Below are 17,759 nucleotides of genomic sequence, written 5' to 3' on the forward strand. Positions count from 1 at the left end.
AGGCGTCATGTCCACCTCACTCACACCCCGCTCCCGCAGTGAGCTGGCTCGCGGCCGCTTCGGCCAGAGCCGCTACATGATTCGCCGTCAGTTCTTCAAGCTGTTCGGCGGCGCGTTCCACATCTACGACGAGGCAGGCAACGTCGCCTTCTACTCGAAGATGAAGGCCTTCAAGCTGAAGGAGGACCTGCGCATCTACGGCGCCGAGGACATGCAGGACGAGCTGCTCACCATCAAGGCGCGCAGCATCCTCGACTTCGGCGCCACCTACGACGTCACCGACGCGGCCACCGGCCAGCGCGTGGGCGCCCTGCGCCGCAAGGGCCTGCGCTCCATCCTCCGCGACGAGTGGCTCATCCTCGACACGAATGACCAGGAGGTCGGGAAGATTGAAGAGGAGAGCATGATGATGGCGCTCATCCGCCGCTTCCTCACCAACCTCATTCCGCAGACCTTCATCGGCAACGTGGGCGGGCAGCCCGTCCTCACCTTCAACCAGCGCTTCAACCCCTTCATCCAGAAGATTGATTTGGACTTCTCCGCCGACACCGGCAACCGGCTGGACCGCCGCCTGGGCATCGCCGCCGCGGTGCTCCTGTGCGCGATTGAAGGCCGCCAGTCCGGAGGCTGAAACACTCCGGATGTATCGCGCCCGCCTCCGCATGGAGCGAAGGCGGGCCCGTGTACCGCACCGGATTGTCGAGACACCAGGTTGGTCGTAATCAGGCCGCCTGCATTGACTGCATCAGCGCTCGCCGGGCCTGACTCGGCGAGAGGAAGTGGTGGTGTCCCAGCAGCCAGTGCTCGTTGTACCGGTGTGCCTTTCGAACGCCGGCCGTCGATCGGTTATGGGGGAGCTGAAGAACAAGGGCAGGTTGGTATGACTCACTCGCAGTGTTACGAAACTCTTCTGATCTCGGGCGCCCGCTCCGTAAGAATCTCCACGACATCTTCATCCGTGCAAATCATGAAATGCCGAAGTGCTGGATGAAATGACTGAACGAGCGGCTCCAATTCTTTGAGCTCGCTAGCCCAATTCGGAGCCTCAATCTCAAGGGCCCAACCGCGCTCAGGAAGCTGAGCCCTGAGAACTTCCCACAGCCTCAGCCTGTATCGCTCAATGATGTTGCGGTAGGCCACCACTTCTCGGAAAACGAACTCGAAGAGAGCGCCACCTGCATCAAGCACAAGGGACACATCGCGCTCACACGTGCGCAGTTCCTTCAACATTACGTCCGGTGAGCCGTCGAGCGGTGTATCCCACCGCCGAAATTTCCAGCTTTCGTATGGCATATGCCCTTGCTCGACTCAGGAGATCCTACGGAGCCTGACGTTACCACTCCTGGGGATGCCGAATAGCCAGGAACCTCTATCGGAACTTGATCTCACGAGCGCCAATACCGGGAATCTCCACATCGATTGTTACGGTCTTCCCCTTCGGGTCGCTTGACGAAATGGTACGAATACCGATTTTGCCCCGGCCATTGGCCAACGAATCGACCATGGCAGGACCATCTGTCGGTACCATGGTTGAGCCACCTGCCGCCTCAATGACATCCTCATAGACATTGAGCGCGTCGTCAGCATTTCCATCGAGAATCCTCACCCCCTTACTGGACCCCTCCTTGCCGATGAGTTGGCCGTTGGGCCTGAGAACATCTTCAATGGTCTTGCCTGATTCAACCGACGCTTCACCTGGCGACTTTGCCTCAGGCGCAGGCGTCGCCTGTTCCTTGTTTTCATTGAACAGGGCATCAAACTTCTCCTTGGCAAAGGACAGGGCACTCCCATTGTTCTTCCACGGGCAGGTGTCCATTGCCGTGCATATCGCCGCATACCCAGCAAATGCCGCAGCACCAGCAACAAGTATGGTAGCATCATCAACGCCTGCAATGTTCCCCGTCAGGTCCGAATATAGAATGGGGTTGCCATTGGCATAGACGTGGGGATGGATATTTGCGGCGGTCTTTACCTGGTCGAGGACGTGCGCCGGATCCAGGAGGTATGGGTCGGCGCCGAGATACCTTCCGACGCTCGGGTCGTAGTACCGGTTCCAGTTCTCGAAGAGGTCCGTCTCCGTGTCGTGGTACTGCCCCGGCAGGCGCAGGGGCAGCCACACCGGCGTAGCCCCGGTCTGGAAGCGCCGGTACTCAAGCCCCTCGAGGCTTGCCCCGTACGGCAGATAAGCTCCCGGGGGCGTAGTGGGCTCCTTGAAATACACCTGCACCGTGCTGGCGGCATTGACCCAGGGCGTCGCCACGGAACGACCGCTCAGGTCTGGAATGCTCGTCGCCGTCCCGGAGGCTGGAGTCAAACGCACCCCAGTCCCATTGGTCAGGAAGGCTTCGCTTCCACTCTTCCCTTGAAGGAAGGTGAAGCGGCCACGTACCTGCACGCTGATTCCACTTCGCAGTGCAGGCAGAGCCGTGCTGGTCTCCAACAGCAGGCGCTGCCCCCCACTAGCCGTCGAGGGATGGGGACTGTCCGCTGGGTGGGTGATGCGATTCACATGGCCGAAGGCATCGTAATCCGCCACGCCCGTCACCAACCCCGCACCGTCCAACATCAGCACGGGCTTGCCCAGCATATCGGCAACGGGGAAGTAGACGCCGCACGCAGGCTTCACGTCATCGCTGAACCGCTCGCACGTCCCCGTGAAGTCGGCCACGCGTCCGCCGGTGCTGTTGACGCGCGTCTTGAAGAGGGCCACCGGGCGCCCATCCAGCCAGATGTACTCATCGCGGACGGAGTCCGGCTGGGTGGACGTGAGGCTGGAGATGCTCCAGTCCTCCAGCAGGGCCGTCTTGTCGTAGAAGTACTCCTCGCGAGCACCCGTCGAGTAGAGCTTGAGCCGGCGGCGTCCCTGCGCGTCGTAGAAGTACTCCCAGGTGTCGCCAAAACTCTCGGTCACGCTTTTATATACGGCGCCCAGGGCGGCATGTTCGGCATCGAGCCCCGTGCCAAAGGACAGAGCTGTCAACTCGCCCCCGTTCCTGCCCGTACTATTCAATATCTTCTCTGCAAGGCGCCCGTCGTCGTCGTATGCGTAATCCTCGGTCGGCGACGTGAGTGCGGTGGTTTGCTGACAGCTGGCATCGCCCGCGGCGCACTGACTGACGCTGCGGGTACGCAGCAACTCCCCTCGTATGCCGTATCCCTCTGGTGCGTAGTCCAACTGGAAGAGGAAGTCGCCACGACGCTCGCTGAGACGGTTGCCCAGGGCGTCATAGGCGTAGGTACGCAAGTCATACGGCCGGTTGGCGACGGTGCCGGTGACGTGGCGCAACTGGCCGCGGGTGTCATAGCCCGCTTCGCCTTGCGCCCCTTCATACTTCACCGTCTCCGGGGCAACGTCCGCCGTCTCCAGCACGCACGTGTCCTCGCGCACCACCTGGTCCGCCTTCCACGTATAGACACGCTTGTAGATGTCACCATGGTGGCCCGCATTGCGCGCCGCCTCGGTGGAGACGGTGAGGGCCTTCAGCCGGCCTGTGAAGTCACTCCCCGAGGCGATGTTCGTCTCGTTGCACCGCGACAGGGGCACAGTCGCCGGAGCGGTTCGCAGGTAGTCCACATAATGCCAGGACGTAGCCCCCGTGGAGAGGTGCGTATTCAGGGCGTACGACCTGATGCCGCCGTATGGCTCCCACTGTATGTCCTTGATGAGGGTGGTCCATCCACCTTCCCCCCATTGGGTTCCATTCCAAAGCGTGACACGCACCTCGGAAACCCGATGTGACAAGCCCGAGTCGCCGCCATAATAGCCGTACCAGAGGTGACGTCCCCCTGGGAGGTCCTCGTTCATCAGCCTCCCGGAGCTGTCGTAGTAGAAGAAGCGGTTGGGCGAATCGGGGGTGTGGGGACGGTAGCACCCCTTCGTGCGCTCGGGTTCCCCGGAGGCACGCACACGCCAATGCGCCCTGGGCTTGCCGTGGACATCGTAGTGGTACCAGGTGTCTCCAAAGGAGTCCGTCAGCACCTGGGGACGGCCTTTGACGTATGGATTACCGTCTGTGTTGTAGCTGTTGCCAGGGCAGAAGACGGGCGGAGTCACCTGACCGTCATAAGCATAGGCGTAGAGCGTCTCGCGATCGGGGTTTTGGGGGTCCGCCCAATTCTTGCTCGCCGCCTGGGCTGTGAGCACGCGGCGCATGGCGTCGTAGCTGTACTCGACCCAGGCAGGAGAATCTGAATGCGCCATGGTGGGTGTCTGCTTGACGGTGAGGTTACCCGCCGCGTCATAGGCGTAGTGATACTCGCCTGCGAACCCTGACAGTGCGCGCGCCCAGGGCGCCACCACCTGGACGAGGTTGCCGAAGTCATCGTGCACGTAACGCACGCTGGTTTCCGTGTTGGTGGCGCAAGCCTGGGTGGGCCCCGCGCGGCCAACGCCAGCAACGTTGCCGCGACTGTCGTACGACAGGCAGGTGGTAGCCGTCTGCCCTCCCGCTGCGTCCAAGGGCTCCGTCAGCCGGGAGAGGCGATTGAGCCGGTCATACTCGAATGCCTTGCACAGGGGTGAAGCGGGTATGGCATTGGCCTGGGTCGACTGGGGGGCGAAGCCGCCACACAGCGGTTCCAAGGGCGAGGACGTGGGCTGGTAGGGCAGGCCCAGGCCGACGCGGTTGCCCTCCATGTCAAAGAGGGACACCTGGTGGTAGCGGGAATCGGACGGGGCCTCCGGCCCAGAGGTGCCTGTGGCCTCGTAGGTGGTGCGTCCCAGCGGATCCCCCTCGAAATAGCGCTTGCGGCGCACCGCACCGGTCCTGTCACGTACCTCCTCGCCCACCAACTGGCCATTGGCGGCGTAGCGGTAGTCGGTGCGCTCTGTGTAGTCCCAGGCCAGCGACGTACGAGAAGTGGCCTTCCACTGAAGCTTGTCCGTCAGCACACCGCCGCTGCAGCCCGCGCCGGGAGCCGTATTCTTGCGGAAGCACTGCACCTCGTAGCGCCCGTCTGGGTAATGCACCCAGTTGCCCGTGCCCTCGCCATTGTCGTAGCCGTACGTCGTCACGGCGACCAACGAGGTGCCGTCAGCCACCCGGGCTTCCACCAGCTTGTCGCCGGCGTAGACGTACTTCGTCACTACCCCGTTTTCATCGCGCCACTGCGTCAGCCGGCCCTGCAGGTCATAGTCGTCGTAGCGCGTCTCCACGTACGGCTTCGGCTCCACGGCCACGCCCGGCATGTTGCAGGTACCGTCGCCCGCGGTGCGGCTGAAGACGCGACGCACCGCCAGCCGGCCCGCCAGTCGGGGAGCCGCAGTCGCGGGGTAGTACTCATACTGGGTGAGGGGTACCGCCGGCTGGCCGGGCGCACACGCAGTTGCATCGAGGCCTGTCACCAGGCAGGGGCCCGCCACTTCCACCACGCGCCCCCATGCTTCGCCCTCGTTTGCATTGATGGCGGTGCCTGCGTCGGCATCGGCGATGCCGCAGCTGTACCGATTTCGGTAGAAGGTGCCGACGTGACGGAGCACGGGCGTCCAGCTATTGCTCGCGGCGTTGAATTCGAGGGTGTACCCCATCTGCACCACGCCCTTGAGACGGCCCGTCGGCTGGTAGTGGCGGCGGATGCGGTAGGTACCGGCATTGGCTGTGTCCAACACCGAGTAGCCGTACTCATCCTTCACCTTCTGCTGGAAATGCCCCACGTAGGCATAGTTGAAGTAGGTTGTCTGAAGCGCATCACTGCCGTCGTCCAGCGTGGCCCCGGCGTGGGCGGCATGGACTTCGGCGTACGGCATCGCCACGGGGTACCACGCCGCGGTACCGGGCACGCCCGCGTCGAGGGGGGCCAGGTTTGACTCGAGCACCAGCTTGTTGCCGCGCGTGTCGACTTCCTTCGCCGGTGCGTACGCCTGAAGATTGGAGTACTTGGGGCAAAACACGCCTTCGCCGCAGGGGTTGTATCCCTTCACCGACCAGCTACGGGCGCGTGGCAGTGCTGGCAGGGCTTCGAAGGTACCGCCATCAAACACCACCCTTGAGACGAGCGGGCCATTGGGATTCGTGTTGGTCGTACGCAGATTCGAGCTCTGCTGGACGCCAGCCACCAGCGCACCGGAGCCGTCGCCCAACAGCACCGAGTCGGCTTGCTGGGACTGCCACTGGTCTTCTCTGCAGACAATCCTCTGCTGGGCGTTGTTCACGAGATGGTGCGTGAAGTCGCCGGGGTGACAGTAGGGGACGAAGCCCCCGTCTTGAGGGACGCCGTTGTTTTCCGCCCAGAGGTCGACCTTGGTGTCGCCCACCTGTGTTCGCGTCACGTACGAGGCATCCGAGGCGTCCACCACCAGTTCGCGCTCGAGCAGGCCATTGCGCAGGACGCGGAAGGTGCGAAGGGGCTGCAGGGAGGCGCCGCCCTCCTTCGGGAGGACGGCCTCGGTGTACTCGTATTGCAGCCGCGTCGAGGTGCTTGCGACTGCCCCCGAAGCGGGAGACACCATGACGTCGCTCAGCAACCCGCCCAGCGTCTGTGTCGTCGTCCCGACATCCTCCTCGAAGAGTCCCTGTGAATAGCCATAACTGACCACTTCACGCGCAGGCGTCGAGTCGCCCTCGGGCGCCGTGAGCAGGATTCTGGAAAGGACGCACTCCTTCGGGCGAATGAATGCCTCCTCCGTCCCTCCGTCAGGGAGGGTCTTCACCATCTGCTTCCTGTCTCTCAGATAGACAGCCTTGTACTGCAACGCCAGCGTACCCGCCCCCGCGACCTCGATATGGGTGACGTAGGGTTCGAGGGCATTTCGTACCGTGGCCTTGTCACTCAAGCAGACGGGACCGTAGTGGAGTGTCGCCAGGCGCCGCTGACAGGGAGTGTTCGGGCCGACCGTGAAGCACGCGTCCCCTGGGAGGGTAATCCCATCCTCCGGGTAGACTCGCTCAGGCGCCAGGATGTAGCTGAGGCGAAAATTCACCCATCCCGGCTCCTGCGCTTCGCCGCCGAATGGCGTGTCATACACGTACCGCGCCGCGGGCGTGTAGAGCACGAAAGCACCGCCAAAGGTCGTACCGTTGCGCAGGAGCTGCAGCTTCACGTCCGGGTCCGAGAGGTTGCGGGCGTAGCACTGAGACAGGTGATTGCCGTGTCCGTCGTCGAGGCTGCACGCAGGGAAGGTGTAGATACGCCCGTCCGGTGCATGCACCGTCCATGTCACGTCGTATTCTTTGTCCCTCGGAATGCAGACTCGAGGCTCGTCGAAGCAGGGCTTCTCCTTCGCTGTAGATTCCACCCAACTTTCGAAGTTGTGCCACCAGCGAAGGCCGCCGCGGCAATTGTCCCGATTGTCGCCTGTCCCGCATTGGTCATTGAAAGTGCCAGCGAGGTAGGAGGCCGAGATGTCCGCCCGCATGCTGCCGAAAGGCGCCCACCGAGGGCGCAGGTTGAAGTCGGACGTGTTGTCGCGCGTGTCCAGCCCGTAGTAACGCACGAAGGAAACCGGCCCCAGGAGGCTCTGCACGGTGACGTCCGCGAAACTGTAGAGCGAGCGCATGCTGCCGAGGACGACCTCTCCGTCCACTCCCGCAGCTCGAGGCCCCCCCAGTTCAGGGAAGGGAACACGGGTGGCCTTGTCGACCGCAGACTGCACCTCTTCGGCCGTAGGCGGCTCGTCGGCGGTTTGCGCAATGGCGACGCCAACCGCTGCGAGAGCCAGCGCCATGACGGCCCATCTGGGAAGGCGGAACCGGCGCTTTTGACTGTCTGATTTCATGAGAGTGGTATTCCCGGGTCCAGGCCCGAGTGAAGAGACGCAAGAAGAGAGGAAGTTCGAGCCCTACCGGCGTACGGGCCTTGGGAGACAGACGCGAGTCGCTCCACCTGGCACCATCGACACGCAGCCCCAGCCCACCTGGCACTCGGTGTCCGCCGAGCAGTCACGACTGCACAACCGCGTGCCCTTCCAGGTGCGCACGCAGACCGCGCTGGCACACTCATCCGGCCCGTAGGTGTCGCACGGCTCACCGACGGCACGCTTGGGGGCGGCAGCCTCCCCCACAGGCTGAGGGCGCCACTCGTGCACCACGGTGTCAGCGGACCCGGCAGGAGGCGGCGCCCCGGGCGAGGGCTCCACTTCCTGGGCACAGCCGGCAACTAACAAGCAGAACGCCAGGAGGGCCTGGCGACACCGCCACAACAGGGGCGTCGTCATTCAACCGTCTCTCAAGTCCGCTGGGGACTCCATGCTGGGAGGGAGTTGTAACGGGATGTGGAACGTCGAAGGTCGAAGCCCTTCCCCATGTTTGCGCAAAGAGGGTGTGGCTCGACGTGAGGGCGCCAGCGAGGACGCACGGTACGCTGCCCCTCTGACACTCCTCAAGCCTTATTGCAACTGCGCAACGGCCGTCTGGGAATTACAAGGATTGCCGTTTTCCGATGCAACTTCGCGCACCTGGAACATCCACGAATAGCCCAGTCCCACCTCCACGTCTTCCACCGATGACGTGGTGCCGAGCGACTGATTCCTTGCCACGGCCATGCCGTCTTCAGCAGGCGGACTCCCCTATCCTCTCCAGTTGGGAACGACCGCAGCTGCTTTCACGCCCCCCACACGCCAAAACAATGCATGTCGGCAGAAGACCATGCCCTCCACCGGCTTGGGGCAGGGATTGCGCGATTCCATCACCATTTCGTCACGGGCCACGGGTGGAGTCGGCGGGAGCTGATGCAGAAGCAGGCGGTCTGACCGCGACCAACCTGATATCTCAACAACGTGGTGCAGCACATTCCCCGTACAGCGGTCCTACGTACCCGACAAAGGCATACGCGGAGTCGTCAGCCGTCGCCTGCGCGGCCGGCTGCATGTCGCCGCCCCGCCCGCCCGCTGCCTGGAACCAGGGCAGGTAACGCGTCACCGGCGCGTCCAAGTCCGCCTTCTCCTGCTCCACCAACTACATCATCGCCAGCGACGTCATCGACTTCGTCGAGGAGCCCACCGACACGCGGGAGCACGCCGTCATCCCCAGACCCGCCTCCATCATGCAACTCTATTTCACTGCCATTCACCACTGCCCCGCGAAACTGTCACCGGCTCCTCCAGCGCGGGGCCGGAGCAGGGCAGCTCGAGAGTGAAGGTGGTGCCGACACCGACGGTGCTGTCCACGTGGATGGAGCCACCGAGCGCGGTGAGGATTTCCCGGACCAGGTGCAGCCCCAGCCCCAGGCCACCGTAGGCCCTCACCGACACGGCGCGCTCGAAGCGCTCGAAGACGTGGGGGAGCCGGTCCGGGGCGATGCCGATGCCGTTGTCCCGGACGCACACCCAGGCGATGCCGTGCTCCACGCCCGCCGCGAGGCGGATGGGCTTGCCGGCGCCGAACTTGAGGGCGTTGGAGAGCAGGTTGAGCAGCACCTGCCCCAGCCGGGTGGAGTCCCACCGCCCGATGACGGGCCCCTCCACGTGCAGCTCCAGGGTGCAGCCCGCGAGGGCCAATGGCTCGCGCATCCGCTCGAGCACGCGGTGGATGACGGCCTCCAGGTCCACGCGCTCCAGGTTCAGGTCCAGGCGGCCGGCGTGGATGCGGGAGACGTCGAGCAGCTCCTCGATGAGCGTGGCCAGCTTGAGCGACTGGTCGTCGATGGTGCGCAGCGCCCGCAGGGCCTTCTCCGAGAGGCCGGTGGGGACGTGACGCTGGAGGGACTGCACCATGAGGCGCAGCGACGTCAGCGGGGTGTTCAGCTCGTGGGAGGCGACGGTGAGGAAGTCGTCACGCAGGCGAACGGCGTCCTGGGAGGCACGGTAGAGCCGGGCATTGTCGATGCTGACGGCGGCGCGGCGCGCCAGCTCCTGGGCCAGCTCCAGGTCCGCTTCACCATAGCGGCGGCCGGCCGTGGCCGAGATGAAGGAGATGACTCCCAGCGTCTTGCCGCGCGCGATGAGCGGCACGTGCATGGCCGTCTTCGCCCCCAGCGCCCGGAGCTCCTCCGGGTACCCGGAGCCCTGTCCGTGCTCGCGAATCATGGCGGGCGTGAGCTCGGCGCGGAGGACGGCCTGGCCCGTGTTCAGGGCGCGGACGACGGCCGGCGGCGTGTTCGTTTCAGACGGGTACTTCTCCAGCAGCTCGCGCAGGAGCGCCTCCTTCTCGGGGTCCTTGTGGGAGGCGGCGAGCGCGCGCAGGAGGCCCGCCTCGTCGCGGGAGGTGAAGACGCTCCAGTCGGCCAGGAACGGCACCACCAGGTGGAGGGCCTTCGCCAGCGTCTGCTCGAAGTCGAGTGACTCGGACAGCGCGAGCCCGGAGTCGGAGAGGAAGCGGACGGCGGCCTCGGCGCGGCGGCGCTCCTGCACCTCCACCTGGAGCTGCTCGAAGAGCTGGCTGTTCTCCAGGGAGATGGCGAGCAGGGAGGAGAGCGCGCGGAGCACGCCAACACGCTCGGGAGTGAAGGCGCGGGTGGCCAAATCGTTCTCCAGGTAGAGCACGCCGAGCGTCCTCTCCTGACGTTGGATGGGGACGACGAGCGCGGACTTGATGGAGCGGCGGACGACGCAGGGGTCCTTGACGAAGCGGCCCTGGTGCGCGGCATCCCCCAGGACGAGCGTCGCTCCCGTCGCGCAGACGTGCTCCACCACCGAGGCGGGAACGGTGCTCGCGGAGGCCAGCGGGGTGTGCTCCAGGCTGACGGGCTCGGAGACGGTGCCCAGGGCGCGCACGACGAGCGAGCCCGTCTCGTTCAGCACCAGCGCGCCGCGGGTGGCGCCCGCCGCCTCCAGGCACACCCCCATCAGCTTCTCCAGGAACCGGTCCAACACCACCTCGCCCACCAGCGTCTCCGTCGCCTTCAGGAGACTGAGCAAATCCAGCGACGCCCCCTGCGGCCCTTCATTCACCGGTGTGGCGGCGGGCTCGCTCCAGGCCTTGCCTCCCACGCGCTCGAGGTCCGGGAACTCCTCCTCCAGCAGGGCCACCTTGGCCCATGCGCCCCAGCGGGCATACGCCTCCAGCGCGGCGCGCAGATGGAGCGCGGCGAAGCGCTTGCGGCCCTGCGCGTGGTAGTAGCGCCCCGCCAGCTCGTTCGCCATCGCCTCGTCGTGGAGGAAGCCCTCGGCGTGGGCGCCGTCGATGGCGCCGTCATAGAGGGCCATGGCGTCCGGGTGCCTGCCTTCGAGCCGGGCCACCTCGGCGGCCACGAGCTGGTGCTTGTGGCGGAAGTTCTCCGGGCAGCCCTCCGCCCACTCGCCGAGCTGACGCTGGTTGACGGCGACGCGGGCGAGGGCGTCCGCGCGTGCTTCTGGCGAGGAGCTGGCCCGGGCCGTCAGGGCCAGCGAGGTGAGGAGGTTGTGGTCGGCCGTGCGGAAGAAGCCCGTCACGAAGGAGGCATGAGGCACCGCCGCGTCGGACATCCGCAGGGCCTCGTCGATGTCGCCGAGGACGTAGGCCACGAGCAGACGGACCATGGCGTGGATGAAGCGGCTCATGGGCGACATGGCCGGAGAGGCGAGGAACGCCTGCTCGTCGAAGTCGTCGTCGTCGAAGCGGGCGGGCTGGCGGGTGCGCCCCTGGAGCGCGCGGATGGCCTGCTGATAGCTCCGGGTGACGTCGTTCATCGCCTGCGCGCCGCACTTGCGGAGGAAGACCTCCAGGGCCTCGATGGAGGCCCGCACCTTGGCGAGCGGCGCGCCCATCGCGAACTCGGTGGAGACCGCGGTAGCGAACGCGTAGCCAGCGAACTGCAGGTCTCCACTGGTCATCCCCAGGGTCACGGAGCGGCGCAGCAACGGCAGGCTCGTGCGCAGGGGCGCCACCCAGTGGTTGAGGTGGAGCCCCACCGATATCAGCGCCCGGCACTCCTGGCGGGCGTCTCCGGCCCGCCGGGCAATATCCACGGCCAGGCGCCCGAAGGCGAAGCCGACGGCGCGCGCTCCGCGGCCCGCCAGCGCCATTCCATGGCTCGCGTAGACCGTCGGTGCCCAGGGTGAGTTGCCGTGCTTCAGCGTGAGGTTGAGGGCGCGGAGGTTGACGAGCGAGAACAGGAGCGGAGAGAGGAAATAGGCGGGAGTACCGACGTCCGACAGCAACTGCACGCACGCGAGCTGGCGGGAGTCCGTCATGGCGGGAGCCTCCAGGAGCTCCTCCACGGAGCGGCCCCGCAGGTTCACCTCCACCTCGGCGAACTCGGCCGAGACGGCCTGGGAGGAGTCACGCTCCGGCAGCTCCATCCCCAGCAGCCGCAGTCCCTCACGTCCGCACCGGAGCCCCTGGGCGAAGTCGCCGCTCATCAGGCAGGACAGGAGCTGGAGGTCGTAGAGCTCCACCTTCTCCAGGTCCGAGCCCGCGTGCTCCAGCGCGGTCCTCGCGAGCGCCAGGGCCGGCCCGGGGTCTGAGGAGAAGTAGGCGCACGCGGCCGCTTCCGCGTGCAGGCGGAAGACCTGCTCGCGGCGCTGGGGCCACAGTGCTCGTGGCACGAGCGAGATGCCGCGCATCAGGTACACCCGCGCCACGCCGAAGGCCGAGGCCGCCTTGGCCTTGAGGCCCGCGCGCAGGTTGAGCTCCGCCAGCTCCTGGCCCTCCACCTCGCCACCCGGCTCCAGGCCCAGGTGCAGGTGGTCCACGGCGGCGAAGAGCCGCTCGTCGAGCACCTCCGCGGACGCGCCTCGAAGCAGCCAGCGCCCCGCTTCGCGGTGGAGGCACCGACGCTCGTCCTCGGAGAGCATCGAGTATGCCGCCTGCCGGACGCGGTCATGCGCGAAGCGATAGGTGGCCTCTTGCGCCAGCGGCGCACCCTCCGGGTCCGCGTCGGCGCGAGGGGCCCTCGCGCCCTGCTTCTCCGGCAGCAGCAGTCCCTCGCGCAGCAGGCTCCACAGCGCCGAGGCCGCGCCTCCCTCCTCGCCGCCCATGAGCGCGGAGAGCAGCCACAGCTCCACGCGGTCTCCCAGGCACGCGGCGACCTCGAGCGCGTACTGGGCCCGCTTGGGAAGCCGGCGGATGGTGGCCATCATCAGCTCCACCACGTTCTCGGTGACTTCCATCTGCTCGATGCGGGCGAGGTCCCATCGCCATGAGCCGGCGGCGAGGTCGAAGGCGAGCTGGCCGGACTGGTGGAGCAGCCGGAGGAAGCGGGTGATGAAGAGCGGATTGCCGGCCGTCTTGCGCAGCACGAGGTCCGCCAGCGGACCGGCGCGCTCCACTCCGCAGCGGAAGGTGTCGGCGCAGAGGGCGGTGACGGAGGTCTGGGTCAGCGGAGCGAGCTCGAGCGTCAGGAAGGGCATGACCTCCGCCGCACAAAGCACCCCGAGCAGCTGGATGAGGGGATGGTCCGGCCCGACTTCCCGGGGCCGGTACGCGCCCACGAGCAGGACGTGGCGCGAGTCCGAGTCCGAGGCCAGGGCCCTCAGGAGCTGGAGCGAGCCCGCGTCGGCCCACTGCAAGTCATCGAGGAAGAGGAGCAGCGGGTGCTCGGTGGACGCGAGCGCCCGCACGAACGACTGGAAGACGAGGTGGAGGCGCGCCGCGGCCTCCGCGGGGCCGAGCTCGCGCGGCGCCGGCTGGGGGCCCACCAGCGCCTCCAGCTCCGGCACGAGGTCGCTGATGACGCGGCCGTTGGCGCCCAGCGCCTCCAGGAGCCGCCGCCTCCAGGCGGCACGCGCGTCCGGAGGCTGCTCCCGGAGTTGGTGGAGGAGCCCCTGGAAGGCCTCCACGAAGGCCGAATAGGGCACGTTGCCCTGGAGCTGGTTGAACTTGCCACCGAGGAGGAGGACTCCGGTCACGGCACCGCGGGAGAGGTGCTGGACGAGCGCGGACTTGCCGATGCCGGCCTCGCCCACCAACAGCACGCCCTCGCTCGCGCCCCGGCGCACCCGCTCCAGCGCCTCGCGCAGCCGCCGCAGCTCACGCTCGCGGCCGTAGAGACGGTCCGGAAACGAGAGCTGCCGCGCCAGGTCCACCCGCCCCAGCTCGAACGGGCCCATGGCTCCCGAGGCCAGCCGGCGACGCGCCTCGAGCAGGTCCGCCAGCAGCGCCTCGGCGCTCTGGTACCGCTCCTCCGGCATCTTCGCGAGCAGCTTGAGGACGATGTCGGAGAGCGGATTGGGAACAGCGGAGTTGGCGAAGGCAGGAGGAACGGGAGGCCTGGCGAGGTGGGCGTGGACGAGCTCCGCGGGGTCCGTGGAGACGAAGGGCGGCAGGCCGGTGAGCATCTCGTAGAAGGTGGCGCCGAGCGAGTAGAGGTCGGCGCGGTGGTCGATGGGACGGCTCATGCGTCCCGTCTGCTCCGGCGCGACGTAGGGAAGCGCCCACTGGAGCTCGCCGGGCAGGCCTCCGTCGGGAGCGAGGCCCGAGACCTTGGTGGCGAGGTCGAAGTCGATGACGGTGACGTGCCTGCTGCCGGCACCGACGACCATGTTGGTGGGGTTGATGTCGCGGTGGATGACGTGCTGCTGGTGGAGGCTGGCGATGATTCCCGCGAGCTGGATGGCGAGCTCCAGGAAGGCATCCATGGAGACGGGCCTGCGGCCCAGCCACTCCTGGAGGTTCTGCGGGCCTGCGTCCTCGAGGACGAGGACCGGCCAGTGGGCGGAGTCCTCCTCCAGGGCGAGGGGGCGGCTGACGCCGGGGACTTCGCCATGGAGGCCGCGGAGCAGGGAATACTCGTGGCGGAGCATGGCCTTGCTGCCCTGGGCGAGCGAGCCGGAGCGGACCCGCTTGACGACCAGGGGCTCGCCGTCCTGCTTCCAGCCGCGCAGCACGACATAGCGGCGCCCGCGATGGATTTCCTTCAACCCCTCATCAGCGAGCGACTGGAGCATCACCCGAACCTCACTGGAGAAGAGAGGCGGCCTCCCCTTCCTGAAAGTTTGGATGAAGGGGCTGCTTCGCCCAGACCGAGCGCACAAGAGAACGGCGGCCCTCCCGGAGGAAGGCCGCCGCTCTCACTGCTTCGGGCTCCGGACTACCGCGCCATGACTACTGCGCGGTGGTGATGGTGCCCACCGCCACGTCGATGGCCTGCAGCGAGCCGGAGGCCGGCAGCGCGTGCGCCTTGAGGACGTTCAGCGGCACCACGGTGCCGGCCGGCGTCTGGGCGGTGGTCTTCACGGTCAGCGCCACGGACAGCAGCGCGCCGGTGTACCCGTGCGCCGGAGCGCCCTTCTGGTACACGCCCACGCTCAGCGTGCCGCCATTCGCGGCGGACTTGAGCAGGTGGGGCGCGGCGCCCAGGTCGTAGCCGCGGTTGGCCACGTACTCGGAGCCGTCCACCGTGGACCAGGACGCGAGGGCCGGGTTCAGCGCCAGCGTCAGGTCCGCGCCGCGGCCGGACTGGCCCGTGGGGCCCACCAGGTCCAGCACCAGCGTGTTGCCCGAGGACAGGCTGGCGTTGCGAACCAGGCGCCAGCCCGTACCCGTGGGGTCCACGTACTTCACCGTGCCGGCGACGGGCACGGTGATGGTGGCGGAGGCCTTCTTCGTCGGGTCCGCCACGCTGGTGGCCGTCACGGTGTACGTGCCGGGCTTGTTCGGCGCCGTGTACACGCCGGAGCTGGTGACGGTGCCGTTGGCGGCACCGCCCTCCACGGACCACTGCACCGCGACGATGTTGGTGCCCGTGACTTCAGCCGTGAGGGTGATGGAAGCGCCCTGGTCGACGGTGGCCGTCGCGGGGGTGACCGTCACCTCGACGCCCGGGATGATGATGGGGTCCACGGTGATGGTAGCGGAGTCGGACTTCGTCGGGTCCGCCACGCTGGTGGCCGTCACGGTGTACGTGCCGCCCTGGTGCGGCGCGCGGTACATGCCCGTGCTGCTGACGTAGCCGTTGGCGTCACCACCCGCCACGGTCCACACCACCGTGGTGTTGCTGGTGCCCGTCACCGACGCGGTCAGCTTGATGGAGCCGTCCGCGCCCACCGTGGCCGTCTTCGGGGTGACGCTCACCACCACCTCGGGAACGACGATGGGGTCCACGGTGATGGTGGCGGAGTCGGACTTCGTCGGGTCCACCACGCTGGTGGCCGTCACGGTGAACGTACCGGCCTTGTTCGGAGCCAGGTACGCGCCCGTGCTGCTGACGTAGCCGTTGGCGTCACCACCCGCCACGGTCCACTGCACCCCGGTGTTGCTGGTGCCGGTCACCGAGGCGGACAGCTTGACGGAGCCACCCTGGAGCACCGTGGCCGTCTTCGGAGAGACCGTCACCACGACCGGCGGAACGACGATGGGGTCCACGGTGATGGTGGCGGAGTCGGACTTCGTCGGGTCCGCCACGCTGGTGGCCGTCACGGTGTACGTGCCGGACGTGCTCGGGGCCAGGTACAGACCGGTGGTGCTGACGTAGCCGTTGGCGTCACCACCCACCACGGTCCACAGCACCGCGGTGTTGCTGGTGCCGCTCACCGACGCGGACAGCATGACGGAGCCGTTCGCGGACACCGTGGACGTCTTCGGAGAGACAGTCACCACGACCGGCGGAACGACGATGGGCTCCACGGTGATGGTGGCGGAGTCGGACTTCGTCGCGTCCGCCACGCTGGTGGCCGTCACGGTGTACGTGCCGGCCTGGTGCGGCGCGCGGTACACGCCCGTGCTGCTGACGGTGCCGTTGGCCTCACCACCCACCACGCTCCACTGCACCGCGGTGACGGTGGCGCCAGTCACCGACGCGGACAGGCTGACGGAGCCGTCCACGGACACGGTGGCCGTCTTCGGAGTGACGCTCACCACCACGTCCGGAACGACAATCGGCTCCACGGTGATGGTGGCCGAGTCCGACTTGTTCGGGTCCACCACGCTGGTGGCCGTCACGGTGAACGTGCCCCCGCGGCGCGGAGCGCGGTACACGCCCGTGCTGCTGACGGTGCCGTTCTCGTCACCACCCGCCACCGCCCACTGCACCGCGGTGAGGTTGGTGCCAGTCACCGACGCGGACAGGCTCACGGAGCCGTCCGCGGACACCGTGGCCGTCTTCGGGGAGACCGTCACCACCACGGCCTCCACGACGATGGGGTCCACGCGGATGGTGGCGGAGGCCTTCTTCGTCGGGTCCGCCACGCTGGTGGCCGTCACGGTGAACGTGCCCGTCTTCTCCGGAGCGCGGTACACGCCCGTGCTGCTGACGTAGCCGTTCTCGTCGCCACCCTCCACGCTCCACAGCACCGCGAGGTTGTTGGTGCCCGAGACTTCGGCCGTCAGGTGGACGGAGCCGCCCCAGGTGGTGGTGCCCTGCGTGGGGCTCACCGTCACCTTCACCTCTTCGACCACGACGGGCTCCACCGTCACGGCGGCGGAGGCCTTCTTCGTCGGGTCCGCCACGCTGGTGGCCGTCACGGTGAACGTGCCGGACTTGTGCGGCGCCACGTACGCGCCCGTGCTGGTGATGATGCCGTTCCCCTCACCCTCCACGGACCACTGCACCGCGGTGATGGAGGAACCGGACACTTCCGCCGTGAAGTTGGTGGTGGTGCCCTGACCGATGGACACCGTCTCCGGGGTTACCTTCACGACGACGGTCGGCGTCTGTACGGCCTCCACCTTGACGGTGGCCGTGTCCTTCTTCGAGGTGTCCACCGCGTTGGTGGCCACCACCGTGTACGTACCGGCCTCCGCGGGCGCGGTGTAGACGCCCGTGCTGGTGATGGTGCCGTGGGAGTCGCCTCCCTCCACGGACCAGAGGACGTGCGGCTCGTCCGCGTCCTCCACCGAGGCGGTGAAGGTCGTCTTCTCGCCGGCCTTCACCGTCACGCTCTTCGGGGTCACCGTCACCGGCCCCGAGTTGGGGTCGGAGCAGGCAGCCAGCGCTCCAATCAGGAGCGGAACAATGAGCTTCATCCA

Annotated in this window: 5 protein-coding genes; 2 read left to right on the forward strand and 3 right to left on the reverse strand. The window is 67.0% G+C overall.

Annotation, left to right across the window (positions count from 1 at the left end):
* The first annotated feature begins 7 nt into the window (after positions 1-7).
* A complete protein-coding gene (locus ACVTJA_RS49075) occupies positions 8-631 on the forward strand; it encodes an LURP-one-related family protein (RefSeq protein ID WP_465831386.1) in 624 nt (207 codons plus the stop codon).
* A 738-nt stretch (positions 632-1,369) separates the two neighbouring features.
* On the opposite strand, the gene ACVTJA_RS49080 is transcribed toward ACVTJA_RS49075, so the two are convergent.
* Positions 1,370-7,663 (reverse strand): RHS repeat-associated core domain-containing protein, encoded by a 6,294-nt coding sequence (locus tag ACVTJA_RS49080; RefSeq protein ID WP_465831388.1) that lies wholly within the window; start codon positions 7,661-7,663, stop codon positions 1,370-1,372.
* 49 nt (positions 7,664-7,712) lie between these two features.
* On the opposite strand from ACVTJA_RS49080, the gene ACVTJA_RS49085 reads away from it, so the two are divergent.
* A complete protein-coding gene (locus tag ACVTJA_RS49085) occupies positions 7,713-7,949 on the forward strand; it encodes a hypothetical protein (RefSeq protein ID WP_465831390.1) in 237 nt (78 codons plus the stop codon).
* A 1,043-nt stretch (positions 7,950-8,992) separates the two neighbouring features.
* Here the strand turns inward: ACVTJA_RS49085 and ACVTJA_RS49090 are convergent.
* Positions 8,993-14,740 carry a sensor histidine kinase gene (locus tag ACVTJA_RS49090; protein WP_465831392.1) on the reverse strand — a complete coding sequence of 1,916 codons (5,748 nt, stop codon included), beginning with the start codon at positions 14,738-14,740 and terminating at the stop codon, positions 8,993-8,995.
* A 157-nt stretch (positions 14,741-14,897) separates the two neighbouring features.
* On the reverse strand, positions 14,898-17,756 hold the full coding sequence (locus ACVTJA_RS49095; protein WP_465831393.1) for a hypothetical protein: 2,859 nt from the start codon (positions 17,754-17,756) through the stop codon (positions 14,898-14,900).
* Positions 17,757-17,759: the final 3 nt, after the last annotated feature.

This window comes from Pyxidicoccus sp. M6 (genome assembly GCF_055568925.1).

Coding starts and splice junctions, on each gene's coding strand:
- ACVTJA_RS49075 (WP_465831386.1), top strand. CDS start 8: ATGTCCACCTCACTCACACCCCGCTCCCGCAGTGAGCTGGCTCGCGGC.
- ACVTJA_RS49080 (WP_465831388.1), bottom strand. CDS start 7,663: ATGGCGCTGGCTCTCGCAGCGGTTGGCGTCGCCATTGCGCAAACCGCC.
- ACVTJA_RS49085 (WP_465831390.1), top strand. CDS start 7,713: ATGAGAGTGGTATTCCCGGGTCCAGGCCCGAGTGAAGAGACGCAAGAA.
- ACVTJA_RS49090 (WP_465831392.1), bottom strand. CDS start 14,740: ATGCTCCAGTCGCTCGCTGATGAGGGGTTGAAGGAAATCCATCGCGGG.
- ACVTJA_RS49095 (WP_465831393.1), bottom strand. CDS start 17,756: ATGAAGCTCATTGTTCCGCTCCTGATTGGAGCGCTGGCTGCCTGCTCC.